Here is an 18,262-nt window from a genome sequence, read left to right on the forward strand (position 1 = left end):
CCTCCCCGGCGGGCGGACCGCCCGCCGGGGAGGAAGCACTCACGCTGCGAAGCCGCCGTCCACGGAGATGGCGGCCCCCGTGACGTACCCGCCGTCACCGCCCGCCAGATACGCCACCGCCCCGGCGACCTCCGAGGGTTCCCCGTAGCGGCCGAGCGCGGTGAACGTCCGCTGCCCCTCGGCCCCCGGGCCGTCGGCCGGGTTCATGTCGGTGTCGACGGGACCGGGGTGGACCAGGTTGACGGTGATCCCCCGCGGTCCGAGTTCGCGGGCCAGCGTTCTGGTCAGGCCGGTCATCGCGGACTTGCTCGCCGCGTACAGCGAGCCGCCGCCGAACGCGGCGCGCTCCGTCATGCAACTGCCGATGTTGATGATCCGCCCGCCCTCGGTCATGTGGCGCAGCGCCGCCTGCGTCGCCACGAACGGCGCGCGCACGTTGACCTGCAGCACCCGGTCGACATCGGCGAGCGCGATGCTCTCGACGGGCCCGAGCACCCCGACCCCGGCGTTGTTGACCAGGATGTCCAGGCGCCCGAACCGGGCGGCGACCTGGCCGACCGCGGCCGACAGCGCCGCCGGATCCGCGCTGTCGGCCCGAACCGCCCAGGAACAGCGCCCCAGTGCCTTGACGCGGTCGACGACCGCTTCTGCCCGGTCGGCGCCGTCCCGGTAGCTCAGCGCCACGTCGGCGCCCTCCTCGGCCAGCCGGATCGCCACCGCCGCGCCGATGCCCCGGCTGCCGCCGGTCACGAAGGCCACCCTGCCGTCCAGTGCCGTACTCATGTTCGTCCACTTCCGTGTCGGTTCAGGAACGACATGATGCTCCCGCGTGACGTGCGGAAAGTCTGGCGGCAATCGGACGCCGAGGCGCGATGGCGGGCCGTCCGCGGCGCGGACCGCCGCGGCTTCACGCCGGTGCCGCCACGGCTCCGGCGCGCCGCCGCCAGTACGCGATCGCGACCGCCCCCAGCAGCGGCCCCCACAGCAGCAGCGGCGCGTAGGCCACGGCGAACACGGCCGCCCGCCAGTCGTGCGCCACGAAGGGCACGCCGGCCGGAAGGGGATCGCCCTGGATGGTCTCTCCGGCGCTCATCGCGACGGCGGCGGACGTCCACATGGCCGTCAGCGCCACCGCGCCGAGCAGCGCGGGCAGCACGGCGGCCGCCACCGGCACCCGCCGTCCGCGCGCCACCGGGACCCACCGGGGGACGACCTCGCCCCAGGTGGCGACCAGCCCGACCGCCGCGAAGGCCAGCAGTTCGGACGCGACCGACAGCAGGATTACGTACACCTCGATCGGCAGCCAGGAGGGCAGATCCCCCCGCCCCTGGGAGCCTTCGCCGAGGGGAACGTGGAGGACGACGTCCGCGATCCGCCAAAGAGCGGACGGCAGCACGGTGAACGGGATCGCGTAGGCGGCGATCAGCGCCCAGCGGGGCACACCGGCCACGGGAGCGTGAGCGGCTCGCCAAGCGGCGCGCAGCCGCCCCTTCGCCGCTGGTGCATCGGTACGGGGAATCATGCGCGGTCCTCCTGTGCCCACGGGCGGGGCCGCCCGTTCGGCTCCGAGCATGCCGCCCGGTCCACCGGCGCGCATCGTCCGGCCGAGGCGGTCCGCCTCCGCCGTGAGGAGGACGGCGATCCGTATCCGGGGACGACGGAACCCCGTGGCCGTCACCCCCATCGAGGAGGCGGCCCCGGCGGCGGACGATGCGCCCCACGGGGACGACGTTCCGGGCCACGCGAACGCCGGACTCCGGCCGGACGCCCCCGGGCGCCGGACCGGTGCGACGCGCACACCGGGCAGCGTGTGGCGCCGCCGCGCCTCAGCCCGCCGTGGCCGCCGTCCGCCGGGCCGGCTCGAACACCGCCTCCACCAGGTCCGTGCACCAGGCCAGCAGTTCCCGGTCGCGCAGGGGCTTCCCGCCGATGCCGCCCGACTTGGGCACCGGGACCAGCAGGGTCTGCGACGCCTGCTTGAGGATCGACTTGGGGTGCAGCCGGCGCAGCCGGAGCTGCTGGGACTCGCGCAGGTCGACCGGCGCGAACCGGATCTGGTTCCCCTGCAACACGACGTCGGTCAGCCCGGCGCTCTTGGCGAGCACCCGGAACCGGGCCACCGCGAGCAGGCTGTCCACCGGCTGCGGCGGCTCGCCGTAACGGTCGGCCAGCTCCGCGCGGACCTCCGCGATGTCGGACTCGTCCGCGACGCTCGCGATCCGCTTGTACGCCTCCAGCCGCAGCCGCTCGCCGGGCACGTAGCCGTGCGGGATATGCGCGTCGACGGGCAGCTCGACCCGGGTCTCGACCTCCTCCAGCGCGTTCGGGTCGCCCCGGAGTTCGCGCACCGCCTCGCCGACCATGCGCACGTACAGGTCGAACCCGACCCCCGCGATGCTGCCGGACTGCTCGGCGCCGAGGATGTTGCCCGCGCCGCGGATCTCCAGGTCCTTCATCGCCACGTACATGCCCGCGCCCGTCTCGGTGTGCTGGGCGACCGTGGACAGCCGCTCGTGCGCGGTCTCCGTGAGCGGTTTCTCCGCCGGGTAGAGGAAGTACGCGTAGGCGCGCTCCCGGCCGCGGCCCACCCGCCCGCGCAGCTGGTGCAGCTGGGACAGGCCGTAGGTGTCGGCGCGGTCCACGATGAGCGTGTTGGCGTTGGGCACGTCCAGGCCGGACTCCACGATCGTGGTGGAGACCAGGACGTCGAAGTTCTTCTCCCAGAAGTCGACCATGACCTTTTCGAGCTGCTGCTCGTTCATCTGGCCATGGGCGTAGGCCACCCGCGCCTCCGGCACCAGCTCGCCGAGCCGCGCGGCCACCCGGTCGATGGAGGCCACCCGGTTGTGCACGAAGAACACCTGGCCCTCGCGCATGAGCTCGCGGCGGATCGCGGCGGCGATCTGCTTCTCGTCGTAGGGGCCGACGAAGGTCAGCACCGGGTGCCGTTCCTCCGGCGGGGTGAGGATCGTCGTCATCTCGCGGATGCCGGTGAGCCCCATCTCCAGCGTGCGCGGGATGGGCGTCGCCGACATCGCCAGCACGTCCACCTGGGTGCGCAGCCGCTTCAGCGCCTCCTTGTGCTCCACGCCGAACCGCTGCTCCTCATCGATGATGACCAGGCCCAGGTTGCGGAACCTGGTCTCCGAGGACAGCAGCCGGTGGGTTCCGATGACGACGTCCACCTCGCCGGTGCGCAGGCCGTCGCGGGTGGCCTCCACCTCGGCGTCGCTCTGGAAACGGGACAGCGGTTTGACGGTCACCGGGAACGACGCGTACCGCTCGGTGAACGTGGACAGGTGCTGCTGGACCAGCAGCGTGGTCGGCACGAGCACCGCCACCTGCTTGCCGTCCTGCACCGCCTTGAAGGCGGCGCGGACCGCCACCTCCGTTTTGCCGTAGCCGACGTCGCCGCAGATGAGCCGGTCCATCGGGACCGGCTTCTCCATGTCGCGCTTGACCTCGTCGATCGCGGCCAGCTGGTCCGGAGTCTCCACGTAGGGGAACGCGTCCTCCAGCTCCCGCTGCCACGGCGTGTCGGCGGCGAACGCGTGTCCGGGCGACGCCTGGCGGGCCGAGTACAGCCGGATCAGGTCGCCGGCGATCTCGCGCACCACCTTGCGCGCGCGGCTCTTGGCCTTGGCCCAGTCGGCACCGCCCATCCTGCTGAGCGTGGGGGCGTCACCGCCGACGTAGCGGGTCACCTCGTGCAGCTGGTCGGTGGGCACGAACAGCCGGTCGCCGGGCTGGCCGCGCTTGGAGGGCGCGTACTCGATGAGCAGGTACTCGCGGGTGGCGCCCTGCACGTTGCGGCTGACCATCTCGATGTACCGGCCGACACCGTGCTGCTCGTGCACGACGTAGTCGCCGGCCTTCAGTTGCAGCGGGTCGACCGCGCCGCGGCGCCGGCTCGGCATGCGGCGCATGTCGCGCGTGGAGGACTTCTGGCCGGCGAGGTCGGCCTCGGTCAGCACCACCGTCCGGGTCGCGCGCCACAGGAAGCCGTGCTCGATGCGCCCGGTGGCGACGGTGGCCACCGCGGGCTCCGGCGCCTCGGTGAGGTGCACCCGCAGCTGGGCGCCCAGGCCGGCACCGCGCAGCATGGCGACCAGCCGCTCGGCGGGGCCGTGGCCCTGGGTGACCATGACGACCCGCCACTCGTCGTGCAGCCAGGACTTGGCGTCGGCGAGGGCCCGCTCGGTGTCGCCACGGTACTCGTCCGCCGCGACCGCCCCGATGGTGATCGCGTCCTCGTCGGCCGTGTCGGTACCCGGGTCGAACGGCGTCACCGTCCACCAGGGCAGGCCGAGCGCGTCGGCGTCGGACCGGATCTCGGCGATGGTCTTGTAGGACGAGGCCCCGAGGTCGATCGGGGCCTCGCCGCCGGACGCGGCGTTGATCCATGACGCGTCGAGGAATTCCCGGCTGGTGGCCGCCAGTTCGATCGCGCGGGTGCGGATGCGCTCGGGGTCGCAGCCGACGATGTGCGCGCCGTCGGGCAGGTAGTCCAGCAGCAGCTCCATGCGGTCGGCGAGCACCGGCGCGAAGGCCTCCATGCCCTCCACGGCGGTGCCGTCGGCCAGCTTGTCCAGGATCTCGGCGAGCGACGGGTGCTCCGCCGCGAGGGCGCGCGCCCGCTCCCGGACCTCCGGTGTGAGCAGCAGTTCGCGGCACGGCGGCGCGAACAGGCCGGACGGGGCGGCACCTGGCTCCTGCTCGCCCTCCCCGCCGATGGACCGCTGGTCGGCGACCCGGAAGTACCGGATCTCGTCCACCTGGTCGCCCCAGAACTCCAGCCGCAGCGGGTGCTCCTCGGTGGGCGGGAAGACGTCGAGGATGCCGCCGCGCACCGCCACGTCGCCGCGTTTCTCCACGAGGTCGACCCGGGCGTAGCCGGCGTCGACGAGCGCGCGGACGACGTCGTCCAGCGGCACCTCGTCGCCCGGACGCACCCGTACCGGCTTCAGGTCGCCCAGTCCGGCCACCAGCGGCTGCAGCACGCTGCGGACCGGAGCCACGACCACGCGCAGCGGGGTGGTGAGCGGGTCGCCGGGGTCGGGATGCGCGAGCCGGCGCAGCACCGCGAGCCGCTGGCCGACGGTGTCGGACCGCGGCGACAGCCGCTCGTGCGGCAGGGTCTCCCACGCCGGGAACAGTGCCACGCACTCCGGGGGCAGCAACGAGCCGAGCGCGTCGCTCAGGTCGGCCGCCTCGCGTTCGGTCGCGGTGATGGCCAGAACCGGACGCCCGGCGCCCACCGGCGCGTCGGCGGCCAGCGCCGCGACCAGGAAGGGGCGCAGCGCCGGAGGGGCGACGAGATCAAGACGGGGATCGCGGCCGCCACGGGCGGTTTCGATCGCTTTCGTGAGGGCCGGATCGTCGGCGACGACGGCGAGAAGTCCAGAAAGGCTCATATCACCAGGTGGGGCGTGTGACGGTGGTACCGATGGTGCGGCCGGTCGAACGGCGGACAGGACACGCTGGGCTGAATCGGTTGGCTCCCCGCTCCTAGCCTACGCCGCGCACTCTACCGCGAGCATCCGCATCGCCGGGCGCCGGACGCCGTGACCGGCACGGGCGCTCCACAGGGCCAACGCCGCCGCGGCGCCCCCTGTTCCCCGTCTCCCGGAGCAGTCCCCGGGGCTTGCGTCGCGAGGTCATACGCTAAGTGGGTCCTCCGCGTACGAGAAGGAGCCTCCCGTGGCGAGTGAACGGGAAAAGGAGCGCGAATGACCGGCCCCGCCGCTGCCCCGCCGACCTTCACCCCGGGACCGGACGCCATGGCCCACCTCGAACTCATCCTCAACGGGGCCTGCCCGCTGCCCGGATTCATGACCGCGAGCGAGACGGCGTCGGTGGTCAAACGCGGCCGGCTGCCGGACGGCACCCCCTGGCCGGTCCCGGTCACCCTTCCGGTGCCGGACGAACTGGTCGGCGCCGAGCGCGTGACGCTCACCGACGCGGAGGGCGCGCCGCTGGCGGAACTGACGGTGTCCGAGCGCTGGTGGGCCGGGAGCCTCCCGTGGCGAGTGAACGGGGAGACCAGCGGGCACCGGCTGGCCGGCGAGGTGCACCTGGCCCGCCCGCCGGTGCACGGCGTGTACCGCAGCCTGCGGCGTGCGCCGGCCGAGGTGCGCGGCAGCCGGGAGATCGGCGCGCTCGCGCACCGGCCGATGCTGGCGGTGCTCACCGACCGTCCGCTGCACCACCGGGCGCTGCACCAGATCCGCACCGCGATCAAGGAGGTCGGCCGGGGCGGCCCCGTGGAGGTGCTGCTGCTGATCGACGCGCCGTTCGACGACGAGGGGGCGGTGCCGGCGGTCCTCGCGGCCGAGCCGCTGCTGCCGCCGCGGTCCAGGTTCGCGGTGCTGACCCTGCCCCGCGCCGAGACCACCGACGGCATCGCGCCGCCGGAGGGGCGCACCGAACTCCTCGCGGCGCACGTCGCCGCCGCGTACGGCGCCAGCCACCTGCTCATCAACCGCGACCCCGACCAGCCACCGGCGGTGCCCGTGCCCGGCGCCCCTGTCCGGATCGTCGCCCCCGCCGCGTGGGCCTACGACATCCGGGCCGGCGCCTGGCGCCTCGCCGACCGGGTCACCGCGGGGGAGTCCCGGTCGGAGCTCACCCCCACCGAGGTCGAGGACCTGCTCGGCCGTGGCGAGACGCTTCCGGCGTGGTTCACGTCGTCGCGGGTCTCCGCCGAACTGGCCCGCCGCCGCCCGGCCCGGGTCCGGCGCGGGCTCACCCTGTTCTTCACCGGCCTGTCCGGCTCGGGCAAGTCCACCATCGCGCGCGGCGTGGCCGACGCGATCCGGCGGTCCGGGCGTACCGTCACACTGCTCGACGGCGACGTGGTGCGCCGGATGCTCTCCTCCGGCCTGACGTTCTCGCGTTCCGACCGTGACCTCAACGTCCGCCGGATCGGCTATGTGGCCGCGGAGATCGGCCGGCACGGCGGAGTCGCGGTCTGCGCGCCGATCGCCCCGTACGCCGCCACCCGGGCGGAGGTCCGCGCCATGGCCGAGGACACCGGTGACTTCTTCCTCGTCCACGTGGCGACCCCTCTGGAGGTGTGCGAGGCGCGCGACCGCAAGGGGCTGTACGCGAAGGCGCGGCTGGGGGAGATCCCGGAGTTCACCGGCATCTCCGACCCGTACGAGGCGCCCGGGGACGCCGACCTCGTCATCGACACCACCACCGCCACGGAGGCGGAGTCGGTGGCCACGGTGGTGGAGGCGCTGCGGGCGGGCGGATGGCTGCCGAGGATGGCAGGCTGAGAGGCATGAGCGACCGACACCGCGAGCAAGCGCACGTTCCGGCCGGGCACCGCGTCCTGGCACTGGTCGAGGTGATGGACACGCTGCGCCGCCGGTGCCCCTGGGACGCCGAGCAGACGCACGCCTCGCTGGCCAAGTACCTCATCGAGGAGGCGTACGAGACGCTGGAGACCATCGAGCACGGCGACCTGGGGACGCTCCGCGAGGAGCTGGGCGACGTGCTGCTGCAGGTGGTCTTCCACGCCCGGATCGCCGAGGAGCGCGGACCGGAGGGCTTCACGATCGACGACGTCGCCGACGCCATCATCGACAAGCTCACCCGCCGCCACCCGCACGTCTTCGGAGAGGTGGACGTGGCCGGTGTCGACGACGTCCGCGCCAACTGGGAGACGATCAAGGCGGCCGAGCGCGCCGACAGGGGCCAGCACGACGCCTCCGTCCTGGAGGGCGTCCCGTTCGGTCAGCCGGCCGCGCTGCTCGGCTACGAGCTGCAGAAGCGCGCCGTCCGCAACGGGTTCCCCGAGGACCTGATCGGCGACGACGGCGGCCCGGGCGGCGAGCTATTCGCGGCCGTCAACGCGGAACGCCGCCGCGCGGCCGACCCGGAGATGGATCTGCGCGCCGCGGCCCGCCGCTTCGACCAGCGGGTGCGCGCCGCCGAGGCCAAGGCCCGTGCCGACGGCCGCGACCCGCGCCGGCTGACCCCGGAGCAGTGGCGGGCGTACTGGGAGTGAGGCCGCGCGCCGCTACGGCGGCATCTGGGTGCGCACCATGTGGTCGAACTCGGGGGAGTGGATCGCCGGCAGTTCGCCGTCGGCGCCGGGCGTGAACTCCAGCGCCGTCAACTGCCCGCCGCGCCACCACAGCATCCGGTCGAGGAACGGCCCCTCGCCCGCGATGGACCGCCGGAAGACCACGTGCGCGTCGGCGAGCGCGAGCAGCGACCGCCGGCTGAGCAGCGGCACGAAGATGAGTCCGTCCAGCTGCGGCAGCAGCGCCGCCACCCCGAAGGGGGCCGGACCGGCGAGGAGCTCCGGCAGCCGCAGCACGTGGGACGACGCCGGCCACCCCGATCCCTTCACGGTGTGGACGGGGACGTCGCCGCGGATCTGGATCGGCCGGACGTCGAGGGGCTCATATGCCATGCTCTGCATGGCGGCGAACCAGACGTCCTCCCTGCGCACCCCCCACGCGCGGGCGTGCTCCTCGGTCAGCAGACGGGTGTGGTCCGGTCCGCGCTTGACGCACAGGTGCGCCGTGCAGCCCGGAACGAGCGGGTAGGCGAGTGCGTCCGGAAACAGCGGCCCGGAGCTCGCGAACAGCATCACACGGATGTGCGGTGCGACGTTGGGGAACCGGTCGTGGAGGAGCTGCGCCTGGAACCGCTGGTCCGTGAAGTCGATCTGCAAGGTCTTCTCTTCTTGCTCCGCTGGCGATGGTGCTGCCTCTGACGTCTCTCCCGGCCCGCGCGTTCCCGGCTGCGGCCACGGCACGCGTCTCCCGCGATGCCGAGGGGGCGCGCGACCGTCGAATTTAGGTAAGGCTATCCTCGTCTCGTTCTCAGTGAAGGGGGAGGCCGATGCCGGCAGGGGCGAGGCGACTTGGGGCGGCCGTGGCCGCCGTGGCGCTGCTGAGCGGATGCGGGGCCGCCGAAGGGGTGGCCGGCTCCGCGGAGAACTCCCCGGCACCGGCCGTCGAGACCTGTACCGCGGTGCCCGCGGCCGAGGCGCCCGCGCCCACCGCCGTGCCGGACGGGATGGGAAGCACCGCAGAGGACGGGGAGTTCCCGCGGGAGGTGGCGCACTTCGGCGGGACCAGCACCATCGAGCACCGTCCGGAGCGGGTGGTCGTGGTGGCCACCGGCCAGCTCGACGGCGTGCTGTCCCTGGGCACCGTCCCGGTGGGCGCCGCCGGCGCGCCGGGGGCGGACCTCGTTCCGGAGTACGTCGCGGACGCCTTCCCAGAGCACGCCGACGCGCTCGCCGGCATCGCGCCGGTGGGGACCCGCCAGCAGCTCAACGTCGAACGGATCGCCGACCTGCGCCCCGACCTCATCCTGGCCAACGAGGCGGGCGTGGGCGGCGGACTCTACACCCAGCTCACCGAGATCGCGCCCACCGTGCTCACCGAGGGCACCGGAGTCAATTGGCGGCAGGACTTCCTGCTGATCGCGGACGCCATGGGCGCGACGGACCGCGCCGCGCGGGTGCTCGCCGGCTACCGGTCGCACGCCGCCGAGATCGCCGCCGCCGTCGCCGGCGCACCGCCGTCCGTGTCCATGGTGCGGTTCAGCGCGGGGCGGACGCGGGTGTGGGGACTGGGGTCCTTCACCGGCAGCATCGCCAACGACGCCGGCCTGTCCCGCCCGCGGCCGCAGTGCCGGGACGAGACCTCGGCCGACGTCAGCGCCGAGGACGTCGACCAGATGGACGCCGACTGGATCTTCTACTCCGTCCAGGGCGACGGCGAGGACACCGACGCCGACACGGTGCTCGGCGGGGCGCTGTGGCCGCGACTCGGCGCCGTCCGCGCCCGGCAGGCGGTCACCGTCGACGACGACCCGTGGTTCCTCAACGCGGGCCCGGCGGCGGCCGAGCGCGTTCTGACGGACCTGGAACGGGTCACGGCCGACTAGGGCGGCGCGGGAACCGGGCGGCGGGTCACGCGTGCGACGCCGCGCGCAGCAGCCGAAGCTGGCCCACCTCGGTGATGTTCTTCATCAGCTCGGCGTTCACCCAGCCGGCCATGTGCGCGATGGTCATGCCGGAGTCGTCCTGCCACGGGAACGGTGCGGGGCCGTCGAGGTCCGCATCGGTGAGCCGGTCCAGGACGGTCAGCCACTCCGCGCGCAGGCCGCGCAGCCACGCGGCCGTCGCCGGTCCGGTGCCGGGCCAGGTGATCGCCTCCCGGTCGCGGGGCTCCCGCCCCTGGACGTGGTCCAGGGCCACCGACCACCACCATCCGATGTGCCAGGTGACCCAGGCGATGGTGGGGACCGGGACGGGGTCGGACTCGGCCTCGTCCCAGTCGGGCCGCCACACGCCGTCGGCGCCCTGACGCACCGTCCAGCAGAGGGGAGCGGGCTCCCAGAGGTGGTCTTCGGGTTCCAGCCGCTCCAGGTGGTACTCGAACAACGACCAGGTGAACTCGAACTGCCAGCGCAGCAACGCGGTACGGGAAGTGGTCACGGGGAAACCGTGCCAGGCGGGCGCCGGGAGGGGAAGCGATTTTTTCGCCGCCGGCGAGGGTGCGCCCGCCCGCCTCGGGCTTACTCGGAGCGCGGAGCGGACGCGCCGCGTCCGGCGTGCTCCGCCTCGCGCCGGTCGAGACGGGCCGCCTGCTGCTCCGCGGCCAGGCGCTCGGCCTCCTCCCCGCCGATCGCCTCGCCCCGGGCGACGAGGCCGGAGTCGGCCTTGAGGGGGATCTGCTTGATGAAGCACGCGAGGACGAGCGCCACCACCATGAAGGGGATGATGTACCAGAACACCGGCGCCAGCGACTCGGCGTAGGCGTTGACGATGCCGTCGCGGACGGCCTCGGGCAGGGCGGCGAGCGTCTGCGGGTCGATCGTCGACGTCGCGTTCGAGGCCTCCTCCGCACTCGCTCCGGCGCCGGTGAAGACCTCGGTGAGCCGTTCGGTCAGCCGCGTCGTGAAGAACGCGCCGAAGACCGCGGTCCCCAGGGACGCGCCGACCTCACGGAAGTAGTTGTTCGTGCTCGTCGCCGCGCCGATGGTGTCGGAGGGGACCGCGTTCTGCGCGACGAGGACGACGATCTGCATCACCAGCCCCAGGCCCGCGCCGAACACGAACAGGTAGCCGCAGATGAGCCAGATGGGGGTGGCGGCGGTCAGTGTGGTCAGTGCCAGCAGCGCGACGAGCACGACGAGGATGCCCGCGATCGGGTACGCCTTGTACCTGCCGGTCCGCGAGACGAGGATGCCGGACGCGATCGAGGTCCCCATCAGCCCGGCCATGAGCGGGAGCAGCAGCAGCCCGGACTCCGCGGCCGAGGTTCCCGAGGCCATCTGCAGGAACGTCGGCATGAACCCGATGGCGGCGAACATCCCGATCCCGAGAGTGAAGCCGATCGCGGCGGTGTTGACGAAGATCCGGTTGCGGAACAGCGACAGCGGGATGACCGGGTCCTCCGCTCGCGACTCGACGAGCACGAACAGCGCGGCGGCGGCGAGCAGACCGGCCCCCCACGCCCAGGTCACCGGCGACCCCCAGCCGTGAGCGGAGTCGCCGCCGAAGTCGGTGAAAAAGACGAGGCAGGTCGTGGCGACCGACAGCAGCAGCACGCCGAGGACGTCGATGCGCTTGGTGGGCCTCTTGCTGGGCAGCGTCAGCGCGAACACCCCCACCAGAAAGGCGATGACGCCGACCGGGATGTTGATGTAGAACGCCCACTGCCACGTCAGGTGATCGACGAAGTAGCCGCCCAGCAGCGGGCCGCCCACGGCCGAGATCCCGAACACCGCGCCCATGGGTCCCATGTACTTGCCGCGGTCCTTGGCGGGCACGATGTCGGCGATGATCGCCTGGGACAGGATCATCAGGCCCCCGCCACCGAGCCCCTGCATGGCGCGGAACACCACGAACGTCCAGAAGTCCCCCGCGAACGCGCAGCCGACGGAGGCGAGGGTGAACAGCGCGATCGCGATCAGGAACAGCCATCTGCGTCCGAGCACGTCGCCGAGCTTGCCGTAGATCGGCATCACGATCGTCGTGGCCAGCAGGTACGCGGTCGTGATCCACATCTGGTGGTCGACGCCGCCGAGCTGGCCGACGATCGTCGGCATCGCCGTGGACACGATGGTCTGGTCCAGGCTGGACAGCAGCATCCCGGCGATGAGCGCGGAGAAGATGATCCAGATCCGGCGCTGGGTCAGCAACAACGGTGGGGAGGCGGTGGACATGGAACTCCAAGGTGAATTGCAGTAACTGAAACCATAAACTACAGCATCTGCATGTACCGGTCGTCCGCGCCATCATGAACGGGGCGGAAACGCACATGGAATCCGAACAGTGGACGGAGCAGCTCATGGCACGACCCCACGGGCGGGCGGCGGCGACGAGAGCCGCGATCGAGAACGCAGCCCTCGACCTCGCCCTGGCCCGAGGGTACGAACACGTGACCGTCGATCTGATCTGCGAGGCCGCGGGGGTGAGTCAGCGCACGTTCTTCAACCACTTCCCCACCAAGGACGACGCGCTCCTCGGCCGCGACATGCCGCGGATCGACGAGCGAGCGGCCCGGCGGTTCGTGCTCTCCGAGGGCCCCCTGCTGCTCGACGCGATCGCGCTCGTCGATCATCCAGAGCGGAAAGCGGTGTCGCCCCGGCTGGCCGATCGGCTGAAGGTGATCTCGATGTCACCGCCGCTGCTGGCTCGTCAGATGGAACGGATCAGCGCGATCGACGCCGAGCTGCGCGAGATCGTCGCCCTGCGGCTCGAACGCCGGCACCCCGGCGCCGACGAAGCCGAGCGCGCCGACGAGGCGGCGATGGTGGCCTATCTGCTCGCCGGCTTCATGCGCTTCATCGCGTCGATGGACATGCGGGGCGAGTTCGACGTGGACGATCTGGAGGCGCGGGCCCGAGCCGCGCTGACGCGCGTTCTGGACGACTCCGCCATGTGCGACGCCCCGGCCCCTCCTGCCGCCGGCCGGGAACCGGCGGACCCGCCGTCCCGCGACGTGCGCTGAGCGACCTCGGGCGGCGCTACCCCCACCCGGCCGCCGCGACCACGTCACGGGCGATGCCCGGCACGGTCCGCCCGGCCGTGGGGATGCGCGTCACCCAGTCCGGGGCCGTCGCGTCGAGGTGCTGTGCCATCGTCGCGCTGCGCGCCATGTGCGGAGCCAGCTGGCTGCCGATCTCACGGACGGCGAGCCGGGCGTTCGCCGTCGTGTCGTCCGCCGTGAGCAGCACGCCCGTCACCCGGGCGTCACCGCCCATGGCCCGGGTGACCAGATCGGCCTCCAGCACGCTCACGGTGTTGGTGTACACCAGCCGCCGGTAGCCGAGCCCGGCGTAGTTGCCCCACAGCGCGGCGAGGTTGCGTTCGGTGAGGAGGGTGCGCTGCGGGTCGCCCGGCGGCGCCGGGTGCGCCTGGTCCAGCAGGTCGCCCTCGACCACGCAGTGCGCCACCCGGGCGGCCTGGAGCAGGACCGACACCTCCCACATCACCGTGGATTTGCCGACACCGGACCGGCCACCGATGAGGAGGGCCTCCGGCGCGCTGGCTCCGGCGCGCACCGGAGCCGTGGAGTCGCGGAAGGACATGCGGCGGAGGCTACCGCGCAGCCGGGGAGCGGCTCCAGGGGTTTTTCCCGGACGTCAGTCCCGCGCCTCGGCGGCCTCCGTGGCGGCCGGCGGCGCGGCCGGAGCGTCCGGCACGACCGGCGTTTCCAGCGCGGGGCGGCGCTCGGCGAGGTGCGCGCGCAGCGACCAGGCGACGCAGCCCGCCCAGGCGAGGACGATGACGGTGTAGACGGCGGTCTGCGCCACCGGGGGGATCACCAGGAGTTCGCTGTGGATCAGCGTCCGCACGTTGGTCAGCACGATCAGGCCGCCGACCGCCGCGCCGAGGACCCGCGGCGGGAAGTGGCGGACGATCCAGGCGGCGATCGGCGCGGCGATCACGCCGCCGACCAGGAGCACCGCGGCCCACGCCAGGTTGATCCCGGCGCTGCCGAGACCGACCAGGAAGCCGATGCTCGCCGACAGCGCGATGATGAACTCGCTGGTGTCGATGGAGCCGACGACCTTGCGCGGTTCGATCCGGCCGCTGGCCAGCAGGGCGGGCGTGCCCACCGGCCCCCATCCGCCGCCGCCGGTGGCGTCGACGAACCCGGCCACCAGACCGAGCGGGGCGAGGAACCGCCGGCGCAACGGCAGGCCGATCCGCCCGCGCGGGGTGCCCCACGCGGTGAAGCGGACCAGGATGTAGACGCCGAGTGCGAGCAGGATCCCGGACATGACGGGCTGCGCGGCCTCCGTGGACAGCCAGCTGAGGAAGGTGGCGCCGGCGAACGCCCCGATGGCGCCGGGCAGCGCGATCCGCCGTACCACCCGCCAGTCGACGTTGCCGAAGCGCCAGTGCGAGATCCCCGAAGCCAGCGTGGTCCCGATCTCCGCGAGGTGCACGGTGGCCGAGGCCGCCGCCGGGTTGGCGCCGACGAGCAGCAGCAGCGTGGTCGACGTGACGCCGTAAGCCATGCCGAGGCTGCCGTCGACGAGTTGGGCGAGGAGCCCGACGAGGCCGAGCAGGAGGAGGGTCTGCATGGTGGGGGCCTTTCCGTACGGGGCTGTTCTCGCCGCGGCCGGGATCACGCGATCCGGCGCGATCTTCGCGGGTTTGTCTACCGGTTTGATAGGAATGGTAGGCGAAGACCGGCCTGTCCGTAAACGGGGCGCGCTGATCCGGCCCGGACGGCGGCACCAGACCGTGCCCACCCGGTGGCGCCGCGTTCCCGGCCACGCAGCCCCGCTTTGCGTTCCCGGCCACGCAGCCCCGCTTTGCGTTCCCGGCCACGCAGGCGTACACCCCGCGACACGCCGCGGCCGTGCCGCGGCGCCGCCGCGCCGATCCGGCATCGTGGAGGGGCGGCGAGGCGGCTCCGGGTGAACTCCGCGAGTGGACTACACCAATTCCGAGTGCGGGGAGACTCCGCGCGAGCCGGGTCGATAGGCTCGGCCCTGGTTCGCGTAACGGCCGTGGCGCAGCGGGTCCTGGTGACCCGGCGGGCCGCGGCCCCCGTGCGACGCGGTGTCACCCGCACCGAAACGTGTCTCCGCGCCGGAGGTGTGGAGGTCACGCCCGACGCGAGGAAATGGAGTACAACGTTGTCGTCGATCGAGGAAGTGCAGGCGCGGGAGATCCTTGACTCCCGGGGCAACCCGACGGTCGAGGTGGAGGTCCGGCTCGACGACGGGATCGAGGCCCGCGCGGCCGTCCCCAGCGGCGCGTCCACCGGCCGGTTCGAGGCGGTGGAGCTGCGCGACGGCGGTGAGCGCTACGGCGGCAAAGGCGTCGAGAAGGCGGTGACCGCCGTCAACGACCAGATCGCCGACGAACTCCGCGGCTACGGCCCCGAGGAGCAGCGGCTGATCGACCAGGCGCTGATCGACCTGGACGGCACCCCCGACAAGTCCCGGATCGGCGCCAACGCCATCCTCGGCGCGTCGCTGGCCGTCGCCAAGGCCGCCGCCGCCAGCGCCGGCCTCCCGCTGTTCCGGTACATCGGCGGGCCGAACGCGCACGTGCTGCCGGTGCCGATGATGAACATCCTCAACGGCGGCGCGCACGCCGACACCAACGTCGACATCCAGGAGTTCATGATCGCCCCCATCGGGGCGGACGGCTTCCGTGAGGCCGTGCGCTGGGGCACCGAGGTCTACCACGCGCTCAAGGCGGTGCTCAAGTCGCACGGGCTCGCCACCGGCGTCGGCGACGAGGGCGGATTCGCGCCGAACCTCGACAGCAACCGCGCCGCGCTCGACCTCATCGTCGAGGCGATCGAGAAGGCTGGCTACACCCCGGGCCGCGACATCGCGCTCGCCCTGGACGTCGCCGCCAGCGAGTTCCACAAGGACGGCGGCTACGAGTTCGAGGGCAAGGTCCGCACCGCCGAGGAGATGGCGGCCTACTACGGCGAGCTGCTCGACGCCTACCCCCTCGTCTCCATCGAGGACCCCCTCAACGAGGAGGACTGGGACGGCTGGCGGGCGCTCACCGAGGCGATCGGCTCGCGGGTCCAGCTGGTCGGCGACGACCTCTTCGTCACCAACCCGGAGCGGCTGCGGCGCGGCATCGAGGCGAACACCGCGAACTCGCTGCTCGTCAAGGTCAACCAGATCGGCACGCTGACCGAGACCCTGGACGCGGTCGCGCTCGCGCAGCGCAGCGGCTACACCGCGATGATCAGCCACCGCTCCGGCGAGACCGAGGACACCACGATCGCCGACATCGCGGTGGCCACCAACGCCGGTCAGATCAAGACCGGCGCGCCGGCGCGCAGCGAGCGGGTCGCCAAGTACAACCAGCTGCTCCGCATCGAGGAGGAGCTGGACGACGCCGCCGTCTACGCGGGCGCGTCTGCCTTCCCGCGCTTCGGCCGGGAGGGCTGACCGAGCGTGCCGAAGGTGCCGGAGCAGCCGAAGGGACCCCGTAAGCCCGGCAGGGCGGGGTCCCCGGCCTCTGGCGCCCCGGGACGGGCCACCGGCGCGGCCGGCCGGGACGGCACGCCGGACCGGCCGGCCGCGCCCGCGCAGCGCGTTCGCGCCAAGCCGGGGTCCGCGAAGCCGGGCGCGCAGGAGCGGCGCCCACCGGAAAGCGAGGGGCAGGCCGCCAAGGCGGGGCGGTCGGCCAAGACCACGGGCGGCGGCCCCACGCGCGGTCGCGCGTCCGGGAAGGGCACGCCGCCGGGCGCCGCCGGCACCACCGGCCAGCCGGCCGCACGGCCGCGGCCCGCGCTGACCAGCCGCGCCGCCATCCTCGGCCTCGTCATGTGCGTCATCGCGCTCAGCCTCGCCTACCCGCTGCGCGAGTACATCGCCCAGCGGTCCGAGATCGCGCAGCTACAGGACCAGCGCGCCCGCACCGAGCAGAGCGTCGCCGAACTCCGCGAACGCAACGAGGAACTCCAGGACCCCGCCTACATCGAGCGCGAGGCCCGCACGCGCCTGCACTACCAGTACCCGGGCGAGCGCGCCTACGTGGTGCTCGACGGCACCGATGAGGAGGCCGCCGAGCCGGAGGCCACCGGCCCTCCCGACCCCTGGTTCACGAAGTTGTGGAAGTCCATCCTCGCGGCCGACCAGGCCGGTGCCGAGAATGAGGAGATTCCGGAGGCACAGCCGCCCGCGCGCTAGTGCCGTCCGTCATAAGTCGTTTCAGACGTCCCTGCTCGTCCGATGGCCAGGACGGGAAGGCCGAAAGCGCCGTTGACCCTCACCGGTGAGCGGCCCGGGGCGTGTTCGGCTCCGGCGGCACGCCGGTGCCGCGAGGGCGCCCTTGCCCGGACACCGGCGAAGCGGCGTTCCCGGCCGGCCGGGGTGCTCAGTCGTGGCCGCGCAGGCCGTCGGGGTGGCCGGCCGTCCGTTGTGGATCCGGTCGGCCGTGGCGGTCGGCACGCACCGGTGTCGTGCGGGATCGGCCGGCGCGAACCCGGCCGGGCGGCGGCCGCCCGCTTCGGCGAGCTCGCCGCACGGGCTGCGGCGACGGCGGCGCTCGCCGCCATCGGGGAACGGCACTGAAATCCGAACACGCCCCGACCCGGCCGTCCGGTCCGTGTGGCCTCCGGTGCGGCGGTCCGCTGGTACACCGCCGGGGCGATGGTGCGGTCCTCGCGCCGCCACCGTTCCGGTCAGCCACTACGCTGAGACCCGAGATGACTTCCGTTGACCCGACCACCGCCGGCGAGCCGGCCCCCGGCGTCGATCCTGCCGATGTCGCCGCCGTCGAGCGGCAGCTCGGCCGTCCGCCGCGCGGCGTCCGCGGGGTGGCGCACCGCTGCCCCTGCGGGCTCCCCGACGTCGTCCGGACCGCGCCGCGGCTGGCGGACGGCTCCCCGTTCCCGACGCTGTACTACCTGACGTGCCCGCGCGCGGCCTCCGCCATCGGGACCCTGGAGTCCAGCGGCATGATGCGGGAGATGACGGACCGGCTGGCCGCCGACCCGGAGCTGCGGGCGGCCTACCAGGCGGCGCACGACTCCTACGTCGCCGACCGCGCCGCGCTCGCCCACGCCGACGGTGTCCCGCCGCTGCCCGAGGGCATGCAGAGCGCGGGCGGCATGCCCACCCGGGTCAAGTGCCTGCACGCCCTGGTCGCCCACGAGCTGGCGGCGCCCGGGAGCAACCCCTTCGGGCGCGAGGCGCTGGACGCGCTGCCCGACTGGTGGGGGAAGGGACCGTGCGTGCACGTGGACGACCCCGACGCGGCCCCCGGCCGCGCCCGCGACGAGTAGCGAGG

Annotated in this window: 15 protein-coding genes; 7 read left to right on the plus strand and 8 right to left on the minus strand. The window is 73.3% G+C overall.

The genetic code is table 11. The annotated features are described in order from the left end of the window. Positions 1–39 precede the first annotated feature (39 nt). The 3 genes from ACFQRF_RS03090 to mfd all read right to left on the minus strand — a co-directional run bounded on the left by ACFQRF_RS03090 (position 40) and on the right by mfd (position 5,414). Complete coding sequence (locus tag ACFQRF_RS03090) at positions 40–783, minus strand: SDR family NAD(P)-dependent oxidoreductase (RefSeq protein ID WP_379868595.1); 744 nt, start codon at positions 781–783, stop codon at positions 40–42. 124 nt (positions 784–907) lie between these two features. Further along, entirely contained in the window at positions 908–1,522 is a 615-nt protein-coding gene (locus ACFQRF_RS03095; RefSeq protein ID WP_379868597.1) for a hypothetical protein, read from the minus strand. A 304-nt stretch (positions 1,523–1,826) separates the two neighbouring features. Beyond that, a complete protein-coding gene (gene mfd / locus ACFQRF_RS03100; protein ID WP_379868598.1) occupies positions 1,827–5,414 on the minus strand; it encodes a transcription-repair coupling factor in 3,588 nt (1,195 codons plus the stop codon). 315 nt (positions 5,415–5,729) lie between these two features. Here mfd and cysC point away from each other — a divergent pair, with 315 nt between their 5' ends. Beyond that, a complete protein-coding gene (cysC, locus tag ACFQRF_RS03105) occupies positions 5,730–7,280 on the plus strand; it encodes an adenylyl-sulfate kinase (protein WP_379868600.1) in 1,551 nt (516 codons plus the stop codon). A gap of 5 nt (positions 7,281–7,285) precedes the next feature. Then, the gene (gene mazG / locus ACFQRF_RS03110; RefSeq protein WP_379868601.1) at positions 7,286–8,014 is read left to right on the plus strand and encodes a nucleoside triphosphate pyrophosphohydrolase; all 729 of its coding nucleotides are present in this window, start codon (positions 7,286–7,288) and stop codon (positions 8,012–8,014) included. Positions 8,015–8,026: 12 nt separating this feature from the next. On the opposite strand, the gene ACFQRF_RS03115 is transcribed toward mazG, so the two are convergent. Beyond that, positions 8,027–8,689 (minus strand): hypothetical protein, encoded by a 663-nt coding sequence (locus ACFQRF_RS03115; protein WP_379868603.1) that lies wholly within the window; start codon positions 8,687–8,689, stop codon positions 8,027–8,029. A gap of 170 nt (positions 8,690–8,859) precedes the next feature. On the opposite strand from ACFQRF_RS03115, the gene ACFQRF_RS03120 reads away from it, so the two are divergent. Then, positions 8,860–9,915: an ABC transporter substrate-binding protein gene (locus tag ACFQRF_RS03120; protein ID WP_379868604.1), complete on the plus strand. Its 1,056-nt coding sequence runs from the start codon at positions 8,860–8,862 to the stop codon at positions 9,913–9,915. 25 nt (positions 9,916–9,940) lie between these two features. Here ACFQRF_RS03120 and ACFQRF_RS03125 read toward each other — a convergent pair whose 3' ends face one another. Continuing rightward, complete coding sequence (locus ACFQRF_RS03125; protein WP_379868606.1) at positions 9,941–10,468, minus strand: DinB family protein; 528 nt, start codon at positions 10,466–10,468, stop codon at positions 9,941–9,943. Between the two features lie 80 nt (positions 10,469–10,548). Then, the gene (locus ACFQRF_RS03130) at positions 10,549–12,201 is read right to left on the minus strand and encodes an MDR family MFS transporter (protein WP_379868607.1); all 1,653 of its coding nucleotides are present in this window, start codon (positions 12,199–12,201) and stop codon (positions 10,549–10,551) included. A 125-nt stretch (positions 12,202–12,326) separates the two neighbouring features. Here ACFQRF_RS03130 and ACFQRF_RS03135 point away from each other — a divergent pair, with 125 nt between their 5' ends. Beyond that, positions 12,327–12,989, plus strand: a complete 663-nt coding sequence (locus ACFQRF_RS03135) for a TetR/AcrR family transcriptional regulator (RefSeq protein ID WP_379868608.1) — start codon at positions 12,327–12,329, stop codon at positions 12,987–12,989. 16 nt (positions 12,990–13,005) lie between these two features. On the opposite strand, the gene ACFQRF_RS03140 is transcribed toward ACFQRF_RS03135, so the two are convergent. Further along, on the minus strand, positions 13,006–13,569 hold the full coding sequence (locus tag ACFQRF_RS03140) for a P-loop nucleotide/nucleoside kinase family protein (RefSeq protein WP_379868610.1): 564 nt from the start codon (positions 13,567–13,569) through the stop codon (positions 13,006–13,008). Positions 13,570–13,623: 54 nt separating this feature from the next. Continuing rightward, positions 13,624–14,571: a sulfite exporter TauE/SafE family protein gene (locus ACFQRF_RS03145; RefSeq protein ID WP_379868612.1), complete on the minus strand. Its 948-nt coding sequence runs from the start codon at positions 14,569–14,571 to the stop codon at positions 13,624–13,626. 561 nt (positions 14,572–15,132) lie between these two features. Between ACFQRF_RS03145 and eno the strand changes: the two genes are divergently transcribed. The 3 genes from eno (at position 15,133) to ACFQRF_RS03160 (ending at position 18,257) form a co-directional block, all read left to right on the plus strand. After that, complete coding sequence (gene eno, locus ACFQRF_RS03150; protein ID WP_379868614.1) at positions 15,133–16,416, plus strand: phosphopyruvate hydratase; 1,284 nt, start codon at positions 15,133–15,135, stop codon at positions 16,414–16,416. A 6-nt stretch (positions 16,417–16,422) separates the two neighbouring features. After that, positions 16,423–17,160, plus strand: a complete 738-nt coding sequence (locus ACFQRF_RS03155; protein WP_379868616.1) for an FtsB family cell division protein — start codon at positions 16,423–16,425, stop codon at positions 17,158–17,160. Between the two features lie 518 nt (positions 17,161–17,678). Beyond that, positions 17,679–18,257 carry a DUF501 domain-containing protein gene (locus ACFQRF_RS03160; RefSeq protein ID WP_379868618.1) on the plus strand — a complete coding sequence of 193 codons (579 nt, stop codon included), beginning with the start codon at positions 17,679–17,681 and terminating at the stop codon, positions 18,255–18,257. Positions 18,258–18,262 lie beyond the last annotated feature (5 nt).

Origin of the sequence: Marinactinospora rubrisoli (assembly GCF_042664915.1) — a bacterium.
GTDB lineage: Bacteria > Actinomycetota > Actinomycetes > Streptosporangiales > Streptosporangiaceae > Marinitenerispora > Marinitenerispora rubrisoli.